At 45.3% G+C, this 23,257-nt stretch carries 23 protein-coding genes; 10 read left to right on the forward strand and 13 right to left on the reverse strand.

Features of this window, described 5'->3' with window-relative positions:
• Positions 1 to 15 precede the first annotated feature (15 nt).
• Both Q0110_RS04370 and Q0110_RS04375 read right to left on the reverse strand, forming a co-directional pair.
• Complete coding sequence (locus Q0110_RS04370; protein WP_297903107.1) at positions 16 to 2,757, reverse strand: putative LPS assembly protein LptD; 2,742 nt, start codon at positions 2,755 to 2,757, stop codon at positions 16 to 18.
• A 65-nt stretch (positions 2,758 to 2,822) separates the two neighbouring features.
• Positions 2,823 to 3,365, reverse strand: coding sequence for an HD domain-containing protein (locus Q0110_RS04375; RefSeq protein ID WP_297903110.1), 543 nt, complete (start codon positions 3,363 to 3,365; stop codon positions 2,823 to 2,825).
• A 130-nt stretch (positions 3,366 to 3,495) separates the two neighbouring features.
• On the opposite strand from Q0110_RS04375, the gene Q0110_RS04380 reads away from it, so the two are divergent.
• A complete protein-coding gene (locus tag Q0110_RS04380; protein WP_297903114.1) occupies positions 3,496 to 4,689 on the forward strand; it encodes a DUF1343 domain-containing protein in 1,194 nt (397 codons plus the stop codon).
• A gap of 104 nt (positions 4,690 to 4,793) precedes the next feature.
• Here the strand turns inward: Q0110_RS04380 and Q0110_RS04385 are convergent, their stop codons facing one another.
• From Q0110_RS04385 to Q0110_RS04395, 3 genes are all read right to left on the reverse strand, one after another.
• On the reverse strand, positions 4,794 to 5,243 hold the full coding sequence (locus tag Q0110_RS04385; protein WP_297903116.1) for an META domain-containing protein: 450 nt from the start codon (positions 5,241 to 5,243) through the stop codon (positions 4,794 to 4,796).
• Positions 5,243 to 5,677, reverse strand: coding sequence for an META domain-containing protein (locus Q0110_RS04390; protein WP_366139644.1), 435 nt, complete (start codon positions 5,675 to 5,677; stop codon positions 5,243 to 5,245). Before Q0110_RS04390 ends, Q0110_RS04385 begins: the two co-directional genes overlap by 1 nt.
• 74 nt (positions 5,678 to 5,751) lie before the next feature.
• Positions 5,752 to 7,128 (reverse strand): MATE family efflux transporter, encoded by a 1,377-nt coding sequence (locus Q0110_RS04395; protein WP_297903122.1) that lies wholly within the window; start codon positions 7,126 to 7,128, stop codon positions 5,752 to 5,754.
• A gap of 138 nt (positions 7,129 to 7,266) precedes the next feature.
• Here Q0110_RS04395 and Q0110_RS04400 point away from each other — a divergent pair, with 138 nt between their 5' ends.
• Entirely contained in the window at positions 7,267 to 8,565 is a 1,299-nt protein-coding gene (locus Q0110_RS04400; RefSeq protein WP_297903125.1) for a peptidoglycan DD-metalloendopeptidase family protein, read from the forward strand.
• A 3-nt stretch (positions 8,566 to 8,568) separates the two neighbouring features.
• Positions 8,569 to 8,937: a YccF domain-containing protein gene (locus Q0110_RS04405; protein ID WP_297903128.1), complete on the forward strand. Its 369-nt coding sequence runs from the start codon at positions 8,569 to 8,571 to the stop codon at positions 8,935 to 8,937.
• Between the two features lie 119 nt (positions 8,938 to 9,056).
• Here Q0110_RS04405 and murI read toward each other — a convergent pair whose 3' ends face one another.
• From murI to ribD, 8 genes are all read right to left on the reverse strand, one after another.
• Positions 9,057 to 9,887: a glutamate racemase gene (gene murI, locus Q0110_RS04410; RefSeq protein WP_297903138.1), complete on the reverse strand. Its 831-nt coding sequence runs from the start codon at positions 9,885 to 9,887 to the stop codon at positions 9,057 to 9,059.
• 84 nt (positions 9,888 to 9,971) lie between these two features.
• Positions 9,972 to 10,469 carry an OmpH family outer membrane protein gene (locus tag Q0110_RS04415; protein WP_297903141.1) on the reverse strand — a complete coding sequence of 166 codons (498 nt, stop codon included), beginning with the start codon at positions 10,467 to 10,469 and terminating at the stop codon, positions 9,972 to 9,974.
• 74 nt (positions 10,470 to 10,543) lie between these two features.
• A complete protein-coding gene (locus Q0110_RS04420; RefSeq protein ID WP_297903145.1) occupies positions 10,544 to 11,059 on the reverse strand; it encodes an OmpH family outer membrane protein in 516 nt (171 codons plus the stop codon).
• 210 nt (positions 11,060 to 11,269) lie between these two features.
• Complete coding sequence (gene bamA, locus Q0110_RS04425; protein ID WP_297903147.1) at positions 11,270 to 13,966, reverse strand: outer membrane protein assembly factor BamA; 2,697 nt, start codon at positions 13,964 to 13,966, stop codon at positions 11,270 to 11,272.
• 14 nt (positions 13,967 to 13,980) lie between these two features.
• Positions 13,981 to 14,724, reverse strand: coding sequence for an isoprenyl transferase (locus Q0110_RS04430; RefSeq protein ID WP_297903150.1), 744 nt, complete (start codon positions 14,722 to 14,724; stop codon positions 13,981 to 13,983).
• Between the two features lie 18 nt (positions 14,725 to 14,742).
• The gene (locus tag Q0110_RS04435; RefSeq protein ID WP_297903153.1) at positions 14,743 to 15,432 is read right to left on the reverse strand and encodes a DUF6089 family protein; all 690 of its coding nucleotides are present in this window, start codon (positions 15,430 to 15,432) and stop codon (positions 14,743 to 14,745) included.
• 16 nt (positions 15,433 to 15,448) lie between these two features.
• Complete coding sequence (locus Q0110_RS04440) at positions 15,449 to 16,822, reverse strand: DUF6242 domain-containing protein (RefSeq protein WP_297903156.1); 1,374 nt, start codon at positions 16,820 to 16,822, stop codon at positions 15,449 to 15,451.
• A gap of 106 nt (positions 16,823 to 16,928) precedes the next feature.
• Positions 16,929 to 17,978, reverse strand: a complete 1,050-nt coding sequence (gene ribD, locus Q0110_RS04445) for a bifunctional diaminohydroxyphosphoribosylaminopyrimidine deaminase/5-amino-6-(5-phosphoribosylamino)uracil reductase RibD (RefSeq protein ID WP_297903159.1) — start codon at positions 17,976 to 17,978, stop codon at positions 16,929 to 16,931.
• Positions 17,979 to 18,032: 54 nt separating this feature from the next.
• On the opposite strand from ribD, the gene Q0110_RS04450 reads away from it, so the two are divergent.
• From Q0110_RS04450 to Q0110_RS04480, 7 genes are all read left to right on the forward strand, one after another.
• Positions 18,033 to 18,989, forward strand: a complete 957-nt coding sequence (locus tag Q0110_RS04450) for a HemK/PrmC family methyltransferase (RefSeq protein ID WP_297903161.1) — start codon at positions 18,033 to 18,035, stop codon at positions 18,987 to 18,989.
• The gene (locus Q0110_RS04455; RefSeq protein WP_297903164.1) at positions 18,986 to 19,486 is read left to right on the forward strand and encodes a regulatory protein RecX; all 501 of its coding nucleotides are present in this window, start codon (positions 18,986 to 18,988) and stop codon (positions 19,484 to 19,486) included. Before Q0110_RS04450 ends, Q0110_RS04455 begins: the two co-directional genes overlap by 4 nt.
• On the forward strand, positions 19,467 to 20,156 hold the full coding sequence (locus Q0110_RS04460) for a ComF family protein (protein ID WP_297903167.1): 690 nt from the start codon (positions 19,467 to 19,469) through the stop codon (positions 20,154 to 20,156). Before Q0110_RS04455 ends, Q0110_RS04460 begins: the two co-directional genes overlap by 20 nt.
• A gap of 86 nt (positions 20,157 to 20,242) precedes the next feature.
• Entirely contained in the window at positions 20,243 to 20,878 is a 636-nt protein-coding gene (pyrE, locus tag Q0110_RS04465; protein ID WP_297903170.1) for an orotate phosphoribosyltransferase, read from the forward strand.
• 22 nt (positions 20,879 to 20,900) lie between these two features.
• A complete protein-coding gene (locus Q0110_RS04470; RefSeq protein ID WP_297903173.1) occupies positions 20,901 to 21,314 on the forward strand; it encodes an SRPBCC family protein in 414 nt (137 codons plus the stop codon).
• Between the two features lie 13 nt (positions 21,315 to 21,327).
• Complete coding sequence (gene argH, locus Q0110_RS04475; protein WP_297903175.1) at positions 21,328 to 22,668, forward strand: argininosuccinate lyase; 1,341 nt, start codon at positions 21,328 to 21,330, stop codon at positions 22,666 to 22,668.
• A complete protein-coding gene (locus Q0110_RS04480; RefSeq protein ID WP_297903178.1) occupies positions 22,661 to 23,134 on the forward strand; it encodes a (2Fe-2S)-binding protein in 474 nt (157 codons plus the stop codon). The genes argH and Q0110_RS04480 overlap by 8 nt, the downstream gene beginning before the upstream one ends.
• Positions 23,135 to 23,257 lie beyond the last annotated feature (123 nt).

The following is a 23,257-nucleotide window of genomic DNA, read 5'->3' on the forward strand; positions in this document are numbered from 1 at the left end:
ATCAATTCTCGCTTTTTAATACCATTGTTGCCCATCTCTATAATTACTTCTCTTATCATACTTCAAGTCTTTCAATAACGAAGAACTTACAGCGATACTGAAGGTATAGGATTTATAAGGACCGACCGGCACGAAACTAGCCGTCATTTGCCAACAATGCAAATTACGAGTCACGTTACAAGTCATATAAGAGATCTTCTTAGCGTCAAAATCGTATGTAGCGCTAAAGTTAAAACGCCAATTCTTTGTCGGCTGTATATTTCCGTTAAAGCTCAGGGAATGAGTCAAGGCATAATCATATTCCCGCTTCGAACGATTAAAATTACCATAGCGCAAAGACAAGCCATAGTTAAACGAAAGGCTCCACGGGATTTGGGTAATCAAATAGCCATCGGCATCCGTCTCTCCCGTCTCTTTCTTCTTACCTAGCAGGCGACCGCCGTTTTCCTTATTCTCCCCATCACTCTCCCCGTCCGCTAAGCCATCCGAATCGGCATTCGGATCTGTGGAAGCCGACTGATTCCCGGATTTATCCGAAGAAGTATCCTCTCCTCCGAACCACTTCTTGAACGTATCATTATTAAATGTATAGGAAAAACTAGTACTAGTCCCTCTCAGACGACCGATTCCCTTACCCGCTTTCCAACGAGGTATATCTACACGTTGTCCATTCTCATCATAAGTATAGGTATCGAATTGACCGCTCAGGTTTAATGTATAACTTTTAGAAAGTTTCAGACGCAAACCGACACTCAAGTCACTCCATTTAAAAGAGTCGGCCGCCATATTGTAACTCATTCCCAACGACAACTTATCGATCAGGCTAATCTTCTTGAATCCGGTAGAGTCTTTGTCTGAACGTACCTTCATTTCAATATTGTTATTTACGTCGAAACTGATATTCCCTTGTTTGCCTGTACCCGGAACACCATACATGTTATGGGCAAACGGAGAGTAGGTATACTCACGATCCTTACCATTTGCGTCTTGGTACACATAAGTCTCATAAAAACCAAAACGAGAAGAGGAAAAATCCGGCTGGGCACTTACCGTGATAGACGGTTCGAAACGGTGACGGATCATCTCAACCTTATTCCCCAAGAAGGGTAATGGCTTATAAAATCCATACAAGGTTGTAGACGCTGATATAGAAGCGTTAAAATCATAGATACGATAAAAACCATATGTCGTATCCCGTGCTACCAAGCTCTGTTTCTGTGTATCATATTCCTGCTCGATCTTACTAGTGTACCAACGTTCCTTATAATTAAAAGAAGGAGAAATGTTCAAGTACTTGAGCACCGAGAAAGTAGCGCTTACCGGAATCGAGTGTTGCATAGCATTCTGCCAATCCCTGATCAAATTCGATTTAAACAATAAGTTTTCCTTTGTCGTGATACTATTACTAAACGTTCCGGAATAGCTCATGGAGATTTTCTCATACCAACGTTCTTTTCCCACCGGATGTTTCCGCTTAAAAGGGAATATACGGCTCATTGTAATTGTCATATTAGGCAGGGTCACGGCAATAGAGGAGTCACGAGTTGTCTGGTTGATACTCATCGTACCTGAGATCGTGAAGGGATTATTCGGGAAACGTTTCGTTATGTTGATGGATGAACTTTTCGTATTCTGGTTCACATCGGCATATCCGTTAGAGTTCGGGTACAAACTGTTCTGGTTATTCCGGTCGTAGGATGATGTAGAAAAGTTCACACTCGCCGAGAACGACAAGTAAGGATTTGCCTTCGCGTCTTGTGTATGCGTCCAGTTTACCTTGAAGTCTTTCGACAGGCTATAATCCGGCAACCCCTTGTCTCCCGTCTTAGTCACAAGATAGGAGGCGTTGAAAGCTCCCGAGAACTTATACCGCTTGCGATAAGAGGAACGCGCCGACAATCCCCACGAACCTTTCGTATAAATCTCACCTGTCAGCGCCAAGTCTATGTAGTCGCTCAAAGCGAAGTAATAACCACCATCGCGCAAGAAGAATCCCCGGGCAGACTCATCCCCGAAAGTCGGCATGATAATACCGGACGAATAAGTATCGGAAAACGGGAAAAAACAGAAAGGAAGCCCAATCGGGTACAAGGGAACATCCTCAAAAACCATATAAACCGGACCGGTGACGATATTCTTTTTCGGACGTACTTTCGCCTTGGTCATCTGGATATAAAAGTGCGGGTGCTCATGCTCATCGCAAGTCGTGTACTTGCCCCCCACCATATTCAAGATATCTCCCTCCATCTTTTTCGTTCGCCCGGCGGTAACATATCCTTCGCCCTGTTGGGTAATCACATCCGTAATATATCCTTTCTTGGTATCGAAATTATACCGCATCGTCTTCGACTCATACTGTTGGTCGCCCTCCTTGAACAACGGATAACCAAATTCCTGGCCGATAGAGTCGAGCCCGAACTTAGCGAATACGACGCTACTATCCATATTCATCTCGATCAATTCGGATTGTAACTCGATATTTTGATATTTGACATCGCCTTCGCCGAATAGATAAGCCCAGTTACCGGCTGTCATCACAATAGAATCGGTTGCTTGATAGCTGACCGGGGCATCTAGCCCGGTCTTCTTCTTGGGAACAGAATCTTCCGCTAGCGTTGTACTATCCGTAGGAGCCACCAAGAGAGAGTCTGTCTGCGCCAAGCTATCGGCAGGAGCGACAACCTCCTGTGCCTGCACGCCCAAGCCTCCCAAGAGGAAAACGAATAGAATGATTAGGACTCTATATATCAAAAACATTACTTCGTTCTTTGCAGTGTGTTACAGCGTGCAAATGTATAACAAATAAACGAGCCCTTATGCTTTTATTCCCCTAAAAAGAGTTTACACCAACGTTCAAACTGTTCAACCGTCTCATTTCCATACTTGGATAAACTTTGTTTTATCTTATCCGCCGGTTTCTCTTTCGTCAGCTTAGTTTTACTATAGAATTTATCAGCGAAACAGATCAGTTGCTCTTCCAACGAGACAGGGCGCATATCCCGATGCGGGACGGGTAAGTTCTGTTCCTCGATCATCGCAAGCGAAAGTCCCGTCCCCGTATGTCTTTCACAAACCAAGGCATGACGAGGATATCCCTCTTTCCGCATCAAATCAGCTCCCAGATAACCATGACAGATGTAGGCCGCTTTTCCATGGCAATCAATATCGGGAGCGTCGCATAAAAAGATCCCTATGTCATGCAACATGGCCGCTTCTTCAATAAAAACCAAGTCCAGATTCATTTCCGGGTGTAACCGGGCCAAACACAAAGCTTTATCCGCCACGCTCCGGCTATGTGTCACTAAAATCCGAAAAGCCTCCGAGTCTTCCGGGTAATATTTCTTAATTATATCAAGAGGTTCCATTCTTTTATTCCTTATTTGCTCTTTTGAAACACAAAGATAGGGATTTTCCATCTTGGAATGAAACAAAGTATTTCATCCTAATAAAACATTTCGTACTTTTGCGAGTATGAGCTTATATAATATAATGTATATGAAACGGATGATCTTTCTTTTGATCTTGCTAGTAACCCTGACGCCGACAGTCTATTCACAAAACGCCCCGTTAAAGCTCGGTGCCGAGCGGATGGATATCATCACTCGTTTGCTTAAAGATAAACGGGTCGGATTGGTGGTCAACCAAACTTCCATCTTGGAAAAACAGCAAATTCACCTATTAGACGCATTATTGGCAGAAGGGGTAGATGTCAAAAAGGTATTCGCTCCTGAGCATGGATTTCGGGGAACCGGCGATGCCGGAGAAGAGATAAAAGATAGCCGAGATCAGAAGACAGGTGTCCCGATTATCTCTATTTACGGAAAAAACAAGAAACCATCTGCCGGACAACTCAGTGACCTTGACGTAATCGTCTTCGACATACAAGATGTAGGAGCCCGTTTCTATACTTATATAAGCACCATGCACTACGTAATGGAAGCTTGTGCCGAGAATGACAAAGAGTTTATCGTATTAGACCGCCCGAACCCCAATGATTTCGTAGACGGGCCGATCCGCCAGAAAGGATTCGAGTCTTTTGTAGGGGTCGATCCACTCCCGATCTTGCATGGCTTGACCGTTGGGGAACTGGCTTGGATGATCAATAAGGAGGGCTGGCTGAAAAGTACGCCCGATACTTGCCGGCTAAAGATCGTCAAGATGGAGAATTGGAAACACGGAGACCCTTATTGGTTGCCGGTCAAGCCCTCCCCGAACCTTCCGAACGATCAATCTATCCGCCTGTATCCGTCGCTTTGCTTTTTTGAGGCTACGAATATCAGCGTGGGAAGAGGCACCTATTATCCATTTCAGGTATTGGGTTTCCCGGACCCTAAATATGGGGATTTCACTTTCACCCCGACTTCCTTGCCCGGCTTCGATACCAATCCTTTGCAAAAAGACAAGCTTTGTTACGGTGTAGATTTGCGGGAATATCCGTTCCAAGGAGGATTGACTTTGCAATTCTTCCTCGACTTCTACAATAAAGCTGGAAAGGATCAAGCCTTTTTCTTCTCCCGCCCGAATTGGTTCGACTTATTGGCTGGAACGAAGCAACTTCGCTACCAAATCATAAGGGGGGTATCCGAGGATGAGATACGGGAGAGCTGGAAACCTGAGTTGGATCAATACAAGGCTATGCGTAAAAAGTATTTACTTTATCCAGATTATCCTACTCAGAATAAAAAATAGAGGATGATTGTTTAGAGGGGGATAGAAAGGTTTAGGAAGGGTGAGATGGGATGAGACGGTTTTAGGATGAGACGGGGCACGCCCCGTCTCTACAATGGGGGATTTTATTTTTGTTTCTTAAGCACTAGCAACTTATCATTATTGGTACCAAACAAGGCGATTTCCGTAACAGGCTTCATTCCTCCTTGTGCCTCAAACCGGACCACCTTATTCAATGCCTCCAATAGTTCACGTTCGCCGCTCATATCCGGACAAGCCATCCGGGTAGTCGCTACCTGCGGGAACTTGATGATATTTTTATAAGCATCATTATATTCGATCTTTCCCATCAACCGATTACAACCGGCATTTCCCGAAAGCCCTTGACGAGCCACGTCAAATTCCAAGACCTGATGAGTCTCCTCCGGATTCAACGCCTTACCGTTCATTTCCACGACACCCCATTCACCATCCAGATCCGAGAAAGAAGCTACCGCCACTTTCTTGGATTTACAACTGGCGAACAAACCGATACCTACCAAAAGCAGGCAAATATAAAAAAGACCTTTTCTCATTAATTTCTCTCCAATACTAATAATACATTACCATCTTGGTCTACCAACAACATCTCATTCTCATTTTTTCCAGCCTTCACGGAACGAACCTGATCCATCGATTGAAGCACACTCGTCTCCAAATCCATATTCGGACAAGCCATCATGGTTGTCGCACCCGGAGCGATCGTGATAGAAGATATATCTTCCGGATCTAGCGTGATCGTCGTATTGAATAAATTACAACCTGTATTTCCATGTAATTTCTTCTCTGCCATATTGAAGTTCATCTGTGGCAAACCTTCTTCCAAGACTTTCTCACCTTTTACTTCTACCACGTTCCATTTTCCTTCCAACTTCTTTACATCTGTCTTGGCGTCTGAACAAGAAAACATCATCCCGACGAAAGCGGGAAGCAAAAATGCATAAAACAATACCTTTTTCATATTCCTCATAATCTTTTATAAAATATCTATTGTCATTAGTAAGACGCAAATAAAAGGCGAAATGTTCCCAATAGCACCCTGTTTTAGCTTATATTAACAGGATTCTTGATTAATATCCTTGTTTTCCACCTCTGCGTTCGCCACCGTAAACAAAGTACCATTCCCCGGGAACATTCATCCAAAGCGAAGGCGAACCACATCCCCGCTAAACCTAGCCCAAACACAATACCAAACATATATCCGCAAAATACGGCGAAGAACCACATACAAAATAACTCGATAATCACCGGTACTACCACGTCTCCTACCGAACGCAGACAGAATAAGAACAATAGCACCGTAGCCCGTCCTTGCTCCAAGAGCACGTCTACCAGCAACGCTCCCATTGCGATCGTTATAATCATTTGGTTTTCCGTGAATATCCCCAATAAAGGACGGCCCAAAAGATAAACTCCCGTACTCGCAATCAACGTAATCAGCAACGATCTTCTCCAAGCATACCAACTCAACAGATAAGCGGCTTGTTTCTTCCTTGCGCCAACCAAGTTGCCGGTACAAATAGAAGTAGCTTGCGCAATCGACAAAGAGAAGATATACCCGATTATCACGATATTCATCACATAAACACGAGCCGTCAAGTACTCATTTCCCAGCATATTGATAAAGTAAACAATCGTCACCTGCGAGGCATCATACGAGATCTGTTCCACCGCCGAAGGTAAACCGATCTTCAATACATCTCTCAACTTCTGAAACGGGAACGGACGGAAATAAGCCAAAGGGATACGAGGCACCAACCGCTTGAACAGCATGATAAACAAAAGTGTCATCGCCACTCCCCGGCAAACAGAGGTAGAGATAGCCGCCCCTTGCACACCAAGGGCTGGAAAACCAAAATGGCCAAATATCAACGTATAATTTCCAAACACATTCAATACATTGACCAGCAAGGTCACCTGCATCGCATAATTCGGTTTGTTCGCCGCACGGAGCACCGCGGATATCGTGAAACTAATCGCCTGGAAGAAACCAAATCCTCCGACGATATGCATATAAGTCTCAGCGTCCGGCATCAAATCCGGACGGATATCCATCATGACCAGCATCTCTTTGCCAAACAGGAAAAGCAGCAAACTGATCAAGCAACCGATCCCCGCGTTAAACAGCAAGGAAGTTCCTAGTACTTGAATAAAACTTTTATTGTCTCTCGCCCCGAAATAGAGAGCGCACATGACAGACGTTCCGGTCGTGGTAATATTGAACAACAGGAATACCATGTTCAACAATTGGTTAACCACACCGACCGCCGCCACAGCGTTGTCAGAATGATGGCTCAGCATAAGCGTATCCACTACGCCTAAAGTCAGCATCAGCAAGGTTTCCAGAAATATAGGCCCTGTTAACTTAAATAATTTGCCTCTCAACCCTTTCGGGGTGCGGAATAGTCTATACACGTCCATTGATCTGCTTTCTACCTAAACATCTTTTTTACGAGTCCGCAAAGGTACAAAGCTTTACGTTAAATAGGTTTCGCTATTTATATTATTTTCCGTAAGTTTGTATCCGGTTGAATAACTTTGATGAACAAACGAAGAGAAATGAACAAGAAATTACCTATATGTATCGTATTACTAATGTTGATTAGTTGTTTCGCCTGCAAACATCCCCAACAACCCACGGAAGACGCAGACATGGATACACAATGGGTGGACAGCTCACAACACCTATACCAATACGGCATCTGCATAGATTCCTTGGATGTAAAAGAATATTTGATGAGAAACGGAGATAACCCCGCTTCCATATTCTCCGACTTAGGTTTCACGGCCTTGAAAGCAGACAGTATAAGCAAGGCATCCGCTCACGTACTTGATCCCACGAAATTACGGGCCGGCATGCATTATTACACATTCTCCACGGTAGATACTTTAGAGACAATCCGATATATCGCTTTCGCCAAGTCTTTGACGGATTACGCCGTAATCGACTTGACCGGCGATACGATCAACGCCTATGAATTCAGTAAGTCGATAACCCTCAAGAAAAAGTATACGGAAGGAGTCTTAAATTCTTCTTTATGGAACGTTATCAAGGCTAATGGAGGCGATCCGTATCTGGCGATCAAGATATCGGACGTGTACGCTTGGCAGATCGACTTCTTCGATATTAAAGACGGCGACTCATTCAAGGTGTTATATAATGAGGCTTACATAGACGATACGACAGCCTTGAGCATCGCCTCCATCGAAGGGGCTATCTTTACACACCAAGGCAAAGAGTTTGTAGCGATTCCCTTCACACAAGACAGCGTTTTCGAATACTTCGACGAAGAAGGGAATAGCCTTCGAAAAGCGTTCCTGAAAGCGCCACTAGACTTTTTCCGGATCACTTCCCGTTTTACGAACGCCCGTTTCCACCCGATCCTCAAACGTTACAGAGCACACCACGGGGTAGATTACGCAGCCCCGATAGGTACGCCGGTACGCAGCATAGGGGCCGGCACGGTCATAGCCAAAGGATACCAGAAGGGCGGCGGCAATTTCTTGAAAGTGAAACATAACTCCGTATACACCACGACCTACATGCACCTAAGCCGTTTTGCCAAAGGAATCCAAGTAGGCAGTCATGTACAGCAAGGCCAAGAAATCGCTTATGTAGGATCTACCGGACTCTCTACCGGGCCGCACCTAGATTTCCGTGTCCATAAAAACGGGCAACCTATCGATCCGCTGAAAATGGAAGCTCCTCCCTCCGAACCGGTAAAACCGGCCTACAGGGATAGTTTCGCTTTAGTTAAACAGCGAATCCTAGCGGAAATAGATAGCTTTCATATAGCCACGGTGAGTAAAGCGTCTGTTATATATGAGAAAGACAGTATCAACCATTTAAATAACTAGCGTATGAAATTCTTGGGGAATATAATATGGTTACTCTTCGGCGGGATTATCACTAGCGTAGAGTATCTGATATCCAGCTTAGTACTAATGGTTACGATCATTGGCATACCCTTTGGCCTCCAGACCTTGAAACTGTCGATACTGGCTTTATGGCCTTTCGGCAGCCGTGTCGTAGACGAGGGGAACTCCGGTGGATGTTTATCACTTATCATGAATATTATCTGGATATTCGTAGGAGGCTTTTGGATCTGCCTTACGCATTTGGGGTTCGGCCTTTTACTATGTATCACGGTCATCGGTATCCCTTTCGGTATGCAACACTTTAAAATGGCGACTTTAGCGCTGGCTCCGTTCGGTAAAAGTATTCAATAAGGAAAACACCGGTCGTTACAGATATAGTACCGCAAAAACGTACAGTAGTGCCGCAACTGCTTTGCGGAGGTACCACAATAGGTATGCAGTAGCATAAACAGACTATCAATCCCTACTTTTTATAAGGAAATTTGGGAGACTGATATCGGAGTATTCAGGAAGATGGAAGCTGTCTCGGAAAACTTCTCTGCCGATTCCGTGGTAAGGAAACGGCAACTTCCACCCTTCGTCAGTTTATGATCCATTTCCGGATGGCGCCGTAAATAATCTCGCAAACTCTCTGCCACATGCTCGCCTTGCGAGAATAAGGTGATGCCGGAAGGAAGAAAAGCACGTATCTTATCCATCAATAGGGGATAATGGGTACATCCTAAGATAAGTGTATCAATTTGAGGATCTACGGATAAAATATGGTCAATATGTTTCTTCACGAAGTAATCCGCTCCCGGGGAATTGAACTCATTATTCTCCACCAAAGGAACCCACATGGGGCAAGCCTCGCCCGTCACTCGGATATGTGGATACATCTTACCGATCTCAATCGTATAAGAGTTGGACGAGATCGTACCGCCCGTACCCACGATGCCTATATGTTTGGTACGGCTGATCGTATCCGCTAATTCTACCGTAGGACGGATCACCCCTAGTACACGACGATTGGAATCCCATCCGGGCAGATCTTTTTGCTGGATCGTACGAAGCGCTTTCGCGGATGCCGTATTGCAAGCTAAAATCACTAACTGGCATCCCGACTCAAACAGATATGATACCGCCTGGCGGGTAAATTGATATACGACCTCGAACGAACGAGTCCCGTAAGGAGAGCGGGCATTATCACCTAGATAAACATAATCATAACCGGGCATCAATTGATGAATCTTATCAAAGATCGTAAGTCCACCATAACCTGAATCAAAAAGACCGATCGGACCGGGAGCTTGTGAAAACATATCAGAACCTTCTTTTATAAAGTGCAAAGGGTGCAATCCTTCCGGAAAACACCCTTTTTTATTCCATGGAATAAAATTCTCTCGTTAATTCAACCCAAGTTTCGTACGAACAAACGGAGTCGCATCTACCGCGTCAGTCCCCGTATAAAGCAAAGCCGCCGGGTCAATGATATAAGTATATCCTTTCTCCGCTCCTACCTTTTGGATAGCGTCTTGCAACTTTTGCTGAATTGGTTGTAACAATTCTTGTTGTTTCTTCTGCACATCTTGTTGAGCTACCTGCACGAAGTTATCCATACGTCCTTGGATATCCTGGATCTCCTGCATTCTTCTCAACTTAATATTTTCTGTCAATGAATCCTGCTGCGCTACGAAATCTGAATATTTCTTTTGGTATTCATCTTGCATCTGCTTCAACTCAACTCTATACTTCTCATTCAAGTCTGCCATTTGTTTTTCCATACCCGATACTTCCGGCATAGCCATAAACACCTCTTGAGTTTTTACAAACGCAATCTTAACTTCCTGAGCGATAGCTCCCAACGGGAGAATCATCAACAATAAAACAATAAGTTTCTTCATTTTTACTATATAATTACTTTGTTATTAATCAAGCTTTCACACTATTCATGCATAAAGCGCACAAATATAAGCATTTATTTTGAATATCCTAGCTTAATCAGCACTTCATTACTGATATCGATCTTCGGAGAAGCGAAAATAATGCTCATGGCAGAAGCTCGATCCCAAACGACTTGATACCCTTTGTCTTCCGAGATTTCTTTCACCGCGTTATAAATCTCATCCTGGATTGGTTTCATTAAACTCTCGCGCTTCTTGTATAACTCACCTTCCGGACCGAAGTACTTACGCTTCAGGTCTTGTGCCTCTTGTTCTTTCTTCACGATCTCTTCCTCCCGTTTTGTCTTCATCTCGGCAGAGAGGAATACCAAATCACTCTGATAGTTCTTATACATATTCTGAGCTTCTTGCTGAATTGCCTCCACCTCATTTTGCCACTTTTTGGAAACCTGGCTCAACTGCTCGTTTGTCATTTCGTAAGCCGGAATATTCTTCAATATATATTCCATGTCGATTAAAGCGAACTTCTGTGCCATGCCGGCAAAAGAACAAAGCAACATCAGACAGCTTAATGTGATAATCTTTTTCATACTCTCTCTATTTATAGTTCTACTTATGACTGCAAATATAACAGAGGGTTTACTTACAGTCTACCAATATTCGTTAAAAGTGTTTATTTAAATGTAGAGACGGGGCGTGCCCCGTCTCCCGCTAACCGATAGTATCCAAGATACTGCCCTGAGGGGATGAGACGGGGCACGCCCCGTCTCTACGAACGGAACAATACCCGATCTATATTTTTAGAATTCTTGTCCGATGATAAAGTGCAGGTTACTACCGCTACGTTTACCACTAGAACCATAATTCGGTTCATCGAAACCATAAGCCCAGTCGAGTCCCATCAAACCGATCATCGGCAAGAAGATACGGACACCGACACCCGCGGAACGTTTCAGATTAAACGGATTGAAATCTTTTAAATCGGTCCAAGCGTTACCCGCCTCGACAAATACCAATCCGTATATCGTAGACGAAGGTTCCAGCAAGAACGGATACCTCAACTCCATAGCCAAGCGAGAATAAGCGTATCCATAAGAGTTATAACCACCATTACCGGCGATACTACCATTCTCATAACCTCTCAAGCCGATCGTTTCCTGAGCATAGGTACTGGAATAACCACTCATACCGTCGCCACCCATATAGAAGGTCTCGAAAGGAGATTTCTTATTTTTGTTATAAGTCCCTAAGAAACCATACTCAACACGAGTCATCAATACCGGTGTACGTTTCACGGTCAACGGAGCTAACGGGGAGAATATCTTCGCCTTGAACTTCCATTTATGATACTCGATGAATCTATACTTATCCGGATCTGAGCTCGATATCGACGCATAATCCTTGCCATCAAATAAAGAATAAGGAGGAGTAGCCGCCACAGACAACATGAATTGCGAACCTCTACGAGTATACAACGGGTTATCGATAGAATTACGTTGCAACATCAACTCCAAATTGATATTGTGACAGTTTCCGTTATTAACCAAGAAATAGTCCCAATCATGCATCATATACAACTGGTAGTTCAAGGTTGCCATGAACTGGAAGTAGTCGTCCGGCCAATTCAAACGTTTACCATAACCAGCGGCAACACCTAGCATCATGATGGATTTATCGGGGTCGTAAGCATACTCATAACTATTATTATAGTAATTATTGTAGTAATTACTACCATAAATACCTCCATATCCAGGATAATAACCACCTCCATAATATCCAGGATAATAACCGCCTCCATAATATCCTCCCAAATTATTATTATAGTAGTTACTACTGATATCGGTCTGTTTTGAGAAATAAGCGCTGACGGACAATGTATTCGGTCGTTTTCCTCCAAACCAAGGATCCATGAAGGAGATACTATAAGCCTGATAGTAACGTCCGTTTGTCTGGCCGCTCAAGGTCAATGTCTGTCCCTCACCTTGCGGGATGATACCTTTATACGTTTTCGGGTTCAAGAAGTTCTTCATGGAGAAGTTCGTAAACTTCAAGCTTAACTTACCGATCACACCTGTTTGTCCCCAACCCGCGGAGAACTCAATCTGGTCATTTGCCTTGGAAACCAAGTTATACTCGATATCAACGGTTCCATTCTCAGGATCAGGCAGCGGCACCGGATTCATGTTTTCCGGATCGAAGTGTCCCATCTGGGCCAACTCACGAACGGAACGCATCAAGTCGTCACGGCTGAACAACATACCCGGTTTCGTACGCAACTCACGGCGAACGATATCCTCATACAGACGGTCGTTACCATTAATGATAATACGGTTGATCGTCGCTTGCGGGCCTTCTTGTATACGGATCTCCAACGAGATAGAATCGTTCGTCACATCCACCTCCACCGGATCGGCGTTGAAGAACAAATAACCGTTATTAAAATAGACATTCGAAACGGCATCATCATCCGTACTCAAACGCTCGTTCAATTTCTTTTGATTATACACCTCGCCCGGTTTCATACCCAACACGGCCATCAAATAGTCCGTAGAATATTGCGTATTACCCACGAAGCGGATATCTTTCAAATAGTATTTCTCACCTTCATCCACTTTCAGGAAGATATCTACCTTCTTCTCGTTAAAGTTCGCTACGCTATCGAACAACAAAACAGCGTCGCGATAACCATACTCGTTATATTTGGCGATTATATTTTTCTTATCGTTCTCATATTCCTCGGTGGTGAACTTCTTCGTGCTGAACATCTCCAGGATACTGGTTTTCCAGTCGTTCGGCAAGCTGAACTTCTCGTTCGTCTTCTTCATCGCCTTCTTCAACTCCCGGGCGGTCAATTTCTCGTTACCTTCAAAATAGATACGATGGATCTTGGTCTTTTCATTCTTATCGATATTGATATCCACGATAACCTCGCCTTCATTCGCGGGATCATCCTTTTGCTCGATCTCGACATCCACGTTCTTGAAACCCTTGCCATCGAAGAACTTCTGGATCACGATCTTGGCACGATCCATAACGTTTGGCGTCACCTGGAAACCTTTCTTCAAGCCCAACTTCGCCTCCAAATCCTCACGCTCGCCTTTCTTGATACCGTGGTAATTGACTTGCGAGATACGCGGACGTTGCTTCAACTGGATCTCCAGCCAAATCTGGTCGCCCTCGATCTTCGTAGCCAATATCTTCACGTCCGAAAACAAGCCATGTCTCCAAAAACGCTTCACTGCTGTAGTGATCTCCTCCCCCGGTACGGTAATCTCATCGCCTACCGACAAGCCCGAGAAGCCGATCAACACAAAATCATCATAATTTTTGATACCCGTAATCTTTATATCCGCGATCTTGTATTTCTTCGGAGCTAACGAGTACGAAATGACCGGCACTTCTGCCGGTTCCTCAACCTGGGTTGTGTCTATTTCTTGGGCGAACGCACCGCAAGCGAAACCCAAGCAAATAAAAAACAGCACTATTCTTTTGTACATATAACAGCTATTGTTTATAAGATTAATTGCTCACTTGTCTTACCGAAACGCCGCTCGCGTTGCTGGTAATACAATATAGCCTCATACAACTCTTCTTCTCTGAAATCCGGCCAAAACACATCCGTAAAGAAGAACTCAGCGTATGACAACTGCCATAGCAAGAAGTTACTGATGCGCTTCTCTCCTCCGGTCCGTATCAAAAGATCGGGATCAGGAATATTCTTGGTCGTCAAGTGGTCCGAGACCATAGCCTCGGTTATATCGTTGGGAGTTATCTTCTGTTCCAATACCTCTTGCGCGATCTGTCTAACCGCCGCAGTAATCTCCCAACGGGAAGAATAACTAAGCGCAAGGATCAGTGTGGTTCCCGTATTCGCCGAGGTCGTATCGATACATTCTTGCAACGTATTATAGGCATCCTCCCGAAGGCGGGAAAGATCGCCTATCGCAGTAAGGCGAACATTTTTCCTCATCATGTCCGGAGTCTCCCGGTGGATAGCGGAGACCAGCAAGCTCATCAACGCTTGGACCTCTTCTTCCGGACGATTCCAATTCTCGGTAGAGAAAGTGTACAACGTCAGATATTTCAATCCGAGTTGAGTGACCGCATCCATAATCTTACGGACCGAAACAACGCCTTCCTGATGCCCGAAACTACGGTCTTTCCCCTTCGCCTTGGCCCAACGTCCGTTCCCGTCCATAATAATTGCCACGTGCCGCGGCAAGCGATTCTTGTCTATTTTCTCAATCAACGACATTATTTTATCTTACTAAGTCTAATATTCACCTATATTCTTCGCATTGTTACAAGTACGGCATCTCGGGCCGAAATCCCATGTAACAGACAACAACAAGAAAGAGTACCAATCCTTATTCTTAAGGGCGCTACCCTTGACACCATACGGATCATCCAACATATCCTTTCCCTCCAAGCCATCCCCGAATAACTTACGAAACGAGAACTCGCACCCTAGGTTAAGGCGGTTCTTGATCTTATATTTCATGCCCACGCCCAAAGGTATATTCGGGCCGGCAAAAGTCTTCCCGCCCCCCGGCGCCACCGTCAGCCCTATGCCCACCAAGACATAAGGAGAGAAACGTTTCGCTCCCGCATAGTCAAACTTATCGCTATACGGAAAGAAATTGAACTCAGCCTGTCCTCCCAACTCCATGATGCTACGGTTGAAAGAGGTCTGGGCGTTATTCGGAAAAACATTCTCCATTCCTTCGGTCTTACCAGAGACCTGCCCCCACATCAAGTTGGCTTTCAAGGCCCAACGGAAATTGATGTTATACCGGAACACAGCCCCCGCCGCCAGATTCATTCCTTTGAATATCGTATTCTTGTTGGCATCGCCCATATAAAAGGCACCGCCAGCCATACCACCGATCTCGTACTTATATTCCTGCGCCCAAAGCGTAGGAACCATGCTCGCCAATAGGATGATTATGAGAAGTCTCTTCATTTCCTATCGTACTTTTCTATTCCTTCGGGATCAAACGATTGATACGGCCTCTCCAAAGTTGATTCAAGTCATTGGATCCGGCGCTGGTCTTTCCCCCGAAAATATTCACGAAATTCTCTTCATCCACAATGATCGAAGAGAAACCTCTCGCCACATAGTCGGCCGGCAACACCACCATCGAATCGACCACCGACCAAGAGATTCCATAATCTATGGATTGATATATATCTTTCAAAGCCTTGTTCGAAGCGTCGATACCTCCGATCAAGAAAAATTTATTATCATAATTGGCGACCATCGCTCCCTCACGTTTCGTGAAATTAGCGTCGCCGGAAGCCATCAACGCCCAAGAGGACCCATCCATGGTAGCCCAAGTCGTATTAACCACTTGATTATCCGCGGTACGTCCGCCTGCGATCATCAAATACTCATAATACATAGCGGCATATTGAAGATTTCCAAACCCGGTAACAGGGAATTCGCCAGGCACCGCGTCTCCGGCGGTCCATTCCATAGACTCATTCATCGAATAGAACGTAAGCGATCCATCCTTATCCACGATCGTAGCTAACGCGGAAGCCTGTCTCGCCCCCTGCTTCACGCTACCCAAGATGTATCTCACGGATGGGGCGTTCTCTACAACGCTCCACGCCAAACCATCCTCGGATTTATACAAATCGCCATTTGTACCCGGCATATATAAAGCATTACCGTACTCGGTAATCTGGGAGATCAAAAGCCCATCGGAAGGCAGACCGGTCAAGGATAAAGACTGCCAGTCTTCAGGCGTGCCTACCGGTGCGTAATATAATTGGTAAGGCTTACCGGAATCGGCGGGTTTCACATACATAAAATAATTCTCCGATCCGTTATAATCATAAGCGACCACCTTCTGCTCCTTTATGGAAACACCAATCATAGAACTAGCGTACATACTCCAAACCATAGAATCCGGAACCACTTGATGGATATTTACCTGTGCGTTATAGACTTTGGTGGTGACTTGATCGTACGCATGAACCACGAACTTGACAGGAGCGGAGAAATCAATGGAATCCGACAAGCTACTCAAATAATAAGTGGAATCCGGATAAGCTTCCGGGCTGACCTCAACACCTCCTACGGAAAGATTGCCAAACCCGATCTTACAAACCACTTTCTCTATTTCCGTACCATAAGGCAACGAGTCTATATTAAAAATCCGTCCCGTTAGCTGATCGATCGTAAATTTCACGGTATCCAACCCCGGTACAGAGTCATGACTTAATGAGAAAGTATGTATCTGGCAATTCTTAACTACTTCTACATCAGTGATATCATCCGAGTTCAAACAAGAGGACAACACTAACGCAAAACAACCTGTTATAAATAGTACTAATTTATTTTTCATCAAAAACATAAGTTTGTCGCATATAAAGGCACAAAAGTAGAAACATTTTTTGCTTTCACCCTAATACCTGCTAATATTTATAATATTTTAGTTGATTATATGAGCCTTAAAATTCATAGTCATGATTTTTAAAGCACATAACAGAACGCCGAGACAGGCCGCTAACAGCCCCTTTTCTCAGCACCGGCGCATGTACCCCCTGATATAGGCGAACCGGGGCTGTCTCCACCCTTGCCTCGTCCCATAAATCCGCTTCCACGAACGAGTTAATCAAACAAGCTCCCCCCTCTACCAACAAAGAGTCTAACTTCAGGGCAGAAAGATGGCCAAGAACCTGCTTTATCACCGGACGATCGAAATCGATCCGGATATACTCCACGTTCTCCCGGTTCTCCCGTTCCCTCTCCGTAAATACTAATGTACGCAAGGAATTATCCAACAACCGATAAGAATCCGGAATAACCAACCGACGGTCTAACACGACCCTGACCGGAGAATTACCAGACCAATGGCGTACGTTCAATGAAGGGTTATCCAATAAAGCGGTCCGTGTACCGACCATGATAGCCGCCACCTCCGAACGCAGCTTATGCACCAAACGGGAAGTCGCCGGAGAAGATAAAACCGCGACCGGCTCCGACACGTCCGAGCGCAAACGATCCATAAAGCCATCCTCGCTCTGTGCCCATTTCAAGATAATATAAGGGCGGCCTTTCGTCTGGAGCGTCATAAACGCCTTATTCAACGCACGGGCCTCCTTCTCCATCACTCCCGTGACAACCTCGATCCCAGCTTCCCGCAACATCCGTACGCCTCGCCCCGATACCTCGGGAAAAGGGTCCAGGCAACCAACTACCACCCTAGGGATTCCTTTCCGGATAATCAACTCCGCGCAAGGGGGGGTCTTTCCATAATGGGAACAGGGTTCCAGACTCACATAAATCGTACTGTCTTTCAACAAAGACTCGTCTTTCACGGAAGCGACAGCGTTCACCTCGGCGTGCGCCTCTCCGCATTTCCTGTGAAATCCCTCACCGATAATACGGCCCTTATGCACGATGACCGCACCGACCATCGGATTCGGGCTGGTATTCCCCTTCCCGCCTTTGGCCAACTCGATGCAACGAGCCATGTATTTCTCTTCAACCTCTACCATAATCTTTGCATATAAATGGTTTTTACACTACTTTCGCGATAAAACAAGAGAAGTATGACTGAGACCGTCGCCTATATTCGAAAATCCCTCAAAGACATTTATCCACCCGGTGAAGCTCAAGCGCTTGTCCGTTTAATCATGGAACGAGTTTGCGGCCTTTCTACCCATCAACTTCTGCTAGGCAAAGGTAAAGAATTATCTGATACGGAGAAATTTAAAATTAAGGAGATTGTAGAAGGACTGCGTTTATACAAGCCCATACAATATTTATTGGGCATAGCGGATTTTTACGGGATGGAATTTAAGGTGACTCCCGACGTTTTGATTCCCCGTCCGGAAACCGCCGAATTGGTCGAACGGATCATCGCGGACTACCGAGGCCAAGCACCTCATATACTGGATATAGGCACAGGAAGCGGTTGTATTGCCATCGCCTTGGCGAAGCACCTTCCGGAGGCCAAGGTAACAGCGGTAGACATATCGCCCGAAGCGCTCGCCGTAGCCGAGGAGAATGCCCGGATGAATCAGGTTTCCGTATCTTTCTTTGAATTGGACATCCTTTCCGAAGGCAATCCTAGTTTCATGCAGGAGAAACAAAAGTTTCACGTACGGGAAACTAAAGTTTCATGCAAGAGAAACAGAAGTTTCACGTACAGGAAATTCTCCCCCCATACGGAGGGAACCGCGATTTCCCCTATAGAAAACTTAAACTGCATCGTCAGTAACCCCCCTTACATAATGGATAAGGAGAAAGCGACCATGGACGCCAATGTCCTAGAGAACGAGCCTCATCTAGCCTTGTTCGTCCCCGACAATGATCCACTTCTCTTTTACAAGGCCATCGCCCGGTTCGGGCAAAGACATTTGGCAGAAGGCGGACATCTTTATTTCGAGATCAATGCTCTCTGCGGAAAAGAGACCATGAAGATGCTGGACCAAGAAAATTATACAGAAATAGAACTAATACAAGATCTATACGGGAAAGACCGTATCGTAAAAGCAAAAAGATGAAAGAGATAACCGAACCCGAGATGTTGCGCCGGGCAGCGACCTATTGCTCCACGGCCGAACGTTGCATACAAGACGTGCAAAAAAAGATTGATGCCGCCGGACTTCCGGAAGATGCCGCCGAACGCATTATCGCCCGATTGCTGGAAGAGCGATTTATCGACGAATCCCGTTACGCCCGTTTCTTCGTGAACGATAAACTCCGGTTTAACAAATGGGGACGGGTAAAAATAGCTTACGAGCTTTATAAGAAAAACATCCCCGCCCATATCCGGGAAGAAGCTATCGCCGCCATCGACGAGGATGAATACCGCTCCGTCTTACTCGACTTACTAGAAAGCAAAAAGAAATCGACTAAGGGTAAAGACAAGCGGGACATATTCAACAAGCTGCTCCGTTTTGCCGCCGGAAGGGGGTTCGAGAGCCGGATCGCACTGGATTGCCTTAGCCAATTATCCCACGGAACAGACCGCGAAGATTATGCCGACGATATGGAGTAACCTGCTCAACCTGTTTTTCCCTAACGCATGTAAAATATGCGGGAGACCACTCATCGAAGGAGAAGAACAAATTTGCCTGGAATGCCTATGCGACCTACCGCATACGGGATATCATAAGCAGGCGGGTAACCCCGTCGAGCAACTGTTCACCGGTAAAAACAAGATCGAATATGCCACCGCATATTTACGATACGAGAAAGGCGGGAAAGTACAAAGCCTAGTTCATTCGCTCAAATATCATGAGAACAAAGAACTAGGTTACCTGCTCGGACGGCAAATCGCCAGAGAACTCAACGCAGACCACAGCCCGATATGTACCGCGGACCTAATCATCCCCGTACCCTTGCATCCCCGAAAAAAACGAAAGAGAGGTTACAACCAGTCCGAGTGGATCGCCTCCGGTATCCGTTCCATCTTAGAGATCCCCATCGATACGCAGAGCTTGGCCCGCGTTACCCCCACAAGTAGCCAAACCCATAAAACCATTTATGAACGCTGGTTAAACGTATATTCTATTTTTAATGTCGTTTCTTCAGAAAACTTAAAAAACAAACATATCCTACTCATAGACGATGTAATCACCACCGGAGCCACGATTTCCGCTTGCGCACAGGCGTTATCGGAAATTCCGGGCATACGCATCAGCGTCTTAGCCCTGTCTGTCGCATAAATATTAATAAAAAATTAACGTGCTATGTTCAAGGTAATGTCATTCAGTTTATCTATTTTTGCAAACTGATATAAATATAGGATTGTATGAAAACACTGGAAAGTTTAGTAGCAGAGAAATTATTAAAGATTAAAGCCGTAAAGTTGCAACCGGCCAATCCGTTTACTTGGGCATCCGGCTGGAAATCTCCGATCTACAACGACAACCGGAAAACCCTTTCTTATCCGGTCGTTCGTAGCTTCATCAAATTGGAGTTAGCTCGAGTGATTAGTGAAAAATTCGAGAATGTAGATGCCATTGCCGGTGTTGCCACAGGCGCGATCGCTCAAGGCGCGTTAGTTGCCGATTTATTAGGATTGCCGTTTGTATACATCCGCTCTACGCCCAAAGACCATGGATTGGAAAACCTTATCGAGGGAGAGTTGAAACCGGGTTCTAAAGTAGTGATCATCGAGGATCTGGTATCCACGGGAGGTAGCAGCTTGAAAGCAGTACACGCCGTGCGTAACTTTGGTTGCGACGTAGCCGGCATGGTAGCGATCTTCACCTATGGATTCCCCGTGGCGGAAGCCGCTTTCAAGGAGGCAAAAGTGACATTGACTACATTAAGTAACTACGACGCGGTATTGGAAGAAGCTGTCCGCACGCATTACATCGATGAGTCAGAGATCGCGGTTCTTCAGGAATGGCGTAAAGACCCGGCTAATTGGGATCCGAAATAAATAATAAACAAAAAAACATTCAATGACTGAAGAATTTGTGAGTGAGATCAAACAGATCCCACATAATGATGAACGTATCTTCACGATGCTGTCCGATCTTTCCAACTTGGAGCGTATCAAGGATCGCATCCCGCAAGATAAAATAAAAAATTTTGAGTTCGACAGCGATACCTGTAGTTTCGCTGTCGATCCCGTTGGAAAGATTACCTTCCAGATCGTAGAAAGAGAACCGAATAAATTGATCAAGTTCACGACGACCAATTCACCCGTTCCCCTTTTCTTGTGGATACAACTGAAACAGGTGGCCGAGAACGACACGAGATTGAAAATCACGGTTCGCGCCGATCTGAATCCGTTCCTGAAACCAATGGTATCGAAACCTTTGCAAGAGGCTGTCGATAAAATCTCGACCGTGATCGCCTCCTTGCCTTATTAATTCTTTTTTCATTATGGCTCAGAAACTTTGGGAAAAAAATGTACAGGTAGATCAAGAAGTAGATATCTTCACGGTAGGCAAAGACCGTGAGATGGATCTTTACCTCGCTAAATATGATGTATTAGGCTCTATGGCACATATCACGATGCTGGAAAGTATCGGCTTGCTGACCCAAGAGGAACTAAACGTATTATTAGCTGAATTACGGAATATTTATGCCGTAGCGGACCGTGGGGAATTTATCATCGAGGAAGGTATCGAGGATGTACATTCGCAGGTGGAATTGATGCTAACACGCCGCTTAGGTGATATGGGCAAGAAGATTCATAGCGGACGTTCCCGCAATGATCAGGTCTTGCTGGATCTGAAACTTTTCACCCGCTCGCAAATACAGGAGTTGGTTGATCTGGTTTCCGGTTTGTTCGACGTTCTGATCTCCCAAAGTAACCGGTACAAGGATGTGCTGCTTCCCGGATATACGCATCTACAGGTGGCTATGCCCTCTTCATTCGGGCTTTGGTTCGGCGCCTACGCCGAGAGCCTGGTAGACGATTTGCAACTCATGCAAGCCGCATACCGTATTTGCAACCGTAACCCGCTGGGTTCTGCCGCAGGATATGGTTCATCCTTCCCGCTAAACCGCCAGATGACAACAGATTTATTAGGTTTCGACTCGCTAGACTACAACGTGGTATACGCTCAGATGGGACGAGGCAAGATGGAACGTACCGTGGCCTTCGCTATGGCGGGCATCGCCGCGACGCTCTCCAAGCTGGCGTTCGACGCTTGTATGTTTAACAGCCAGAACTTCGGTTTCATCAAACTGCCGGATCAGTTCACGACCGGTTCCAGCATCATGCCGCATAAGAAAAATCCGGACGTATTCGAGTTGACACGAGCCAAATGCAATAAGCTTCAAGGCCTGCCCCAGCAAATCATCTTGATCAGCAATAATCTACCTTCCGGTTACTTCCGGGATCTCCAGATCATCAAGGAAGTCTTCCTTCCGGCTTTCGACGAGCTGAAAGATTGTTTACGCATGGTAACCCATATGATGCGTGAGGTAAAAGTGAACGAGCATATATTGGATGACGATAAATACTCATTGTTATTTAGCGTGGAAGAAGTGAATCGCCGCGTCTTGGCCGGAACGCCTTTCCGCGATGCCTATAAGCAAGTGGGATTGGATATCGAGGCCGGTAAATTCGTTCCTTCGAAGAGCGTTAACCATACGCACGAAGGCAGTATCGGTAATCTATGCAATGAACCGATCACCGCCATGATGCGTAATGTAATAGGTTCTTTTTCTTTCGAACGGATGAATGAAGCAGAAAAGAAGTTGATCCATGGATAAGATAAAACGGATATTCCCACTTTTGGCCTTGTTTACGCTGTTATCTTGTACAGATACGATAGAGACCCGTATCCCCTATCGTGCGGTCTATCTGGAGCTAGACCTGACTTACCAGGATAAAGCGCTGAACGCTATACAGGCCTACAAGATCTATACCTCTAAAGATGTAGACCAAGCCGGCGAGCGGACAGGTTTCGGAGGCGTACTGGTTTATCACGGATTGTCCAGTAACGGAACCGGAGCGTTTTTCGCATTTGATGCCGCTTGCCCACATGAGGCATCCACCAACGTCATCGTAGAAGTAGACGAATCTGCCATATATGCGATTTGTCCGAAATGCGGTAGTAAATTTGAACTACTAAACGGTATCGGTAATCCGGTAGAAGGACCTTGCGCTGAGGAAAAACAAGCCCTCAAACAATATATCGTCGATACAAACGGTAGTAAAATTTACATCCATAATTAAATTTTTCAGCGGAAATATTTGGCGGTATAAATATTTGTACTACCTTTGCACTCGCAAAAGAGAAATAAAACAATGCGGAAGTAGCTCAGTTGGTAGAGCATAACCTTGCCAAGGTTAGGGTCG

It is taken from the genome of uncultured Parabacteroides sp. (assembly GCF_947855115.1).
Lineage (GTDB): Bacteria > Bacteroidota > Bacteroidia > Bacteroidales > Tannerellaceae > Parabacteroides.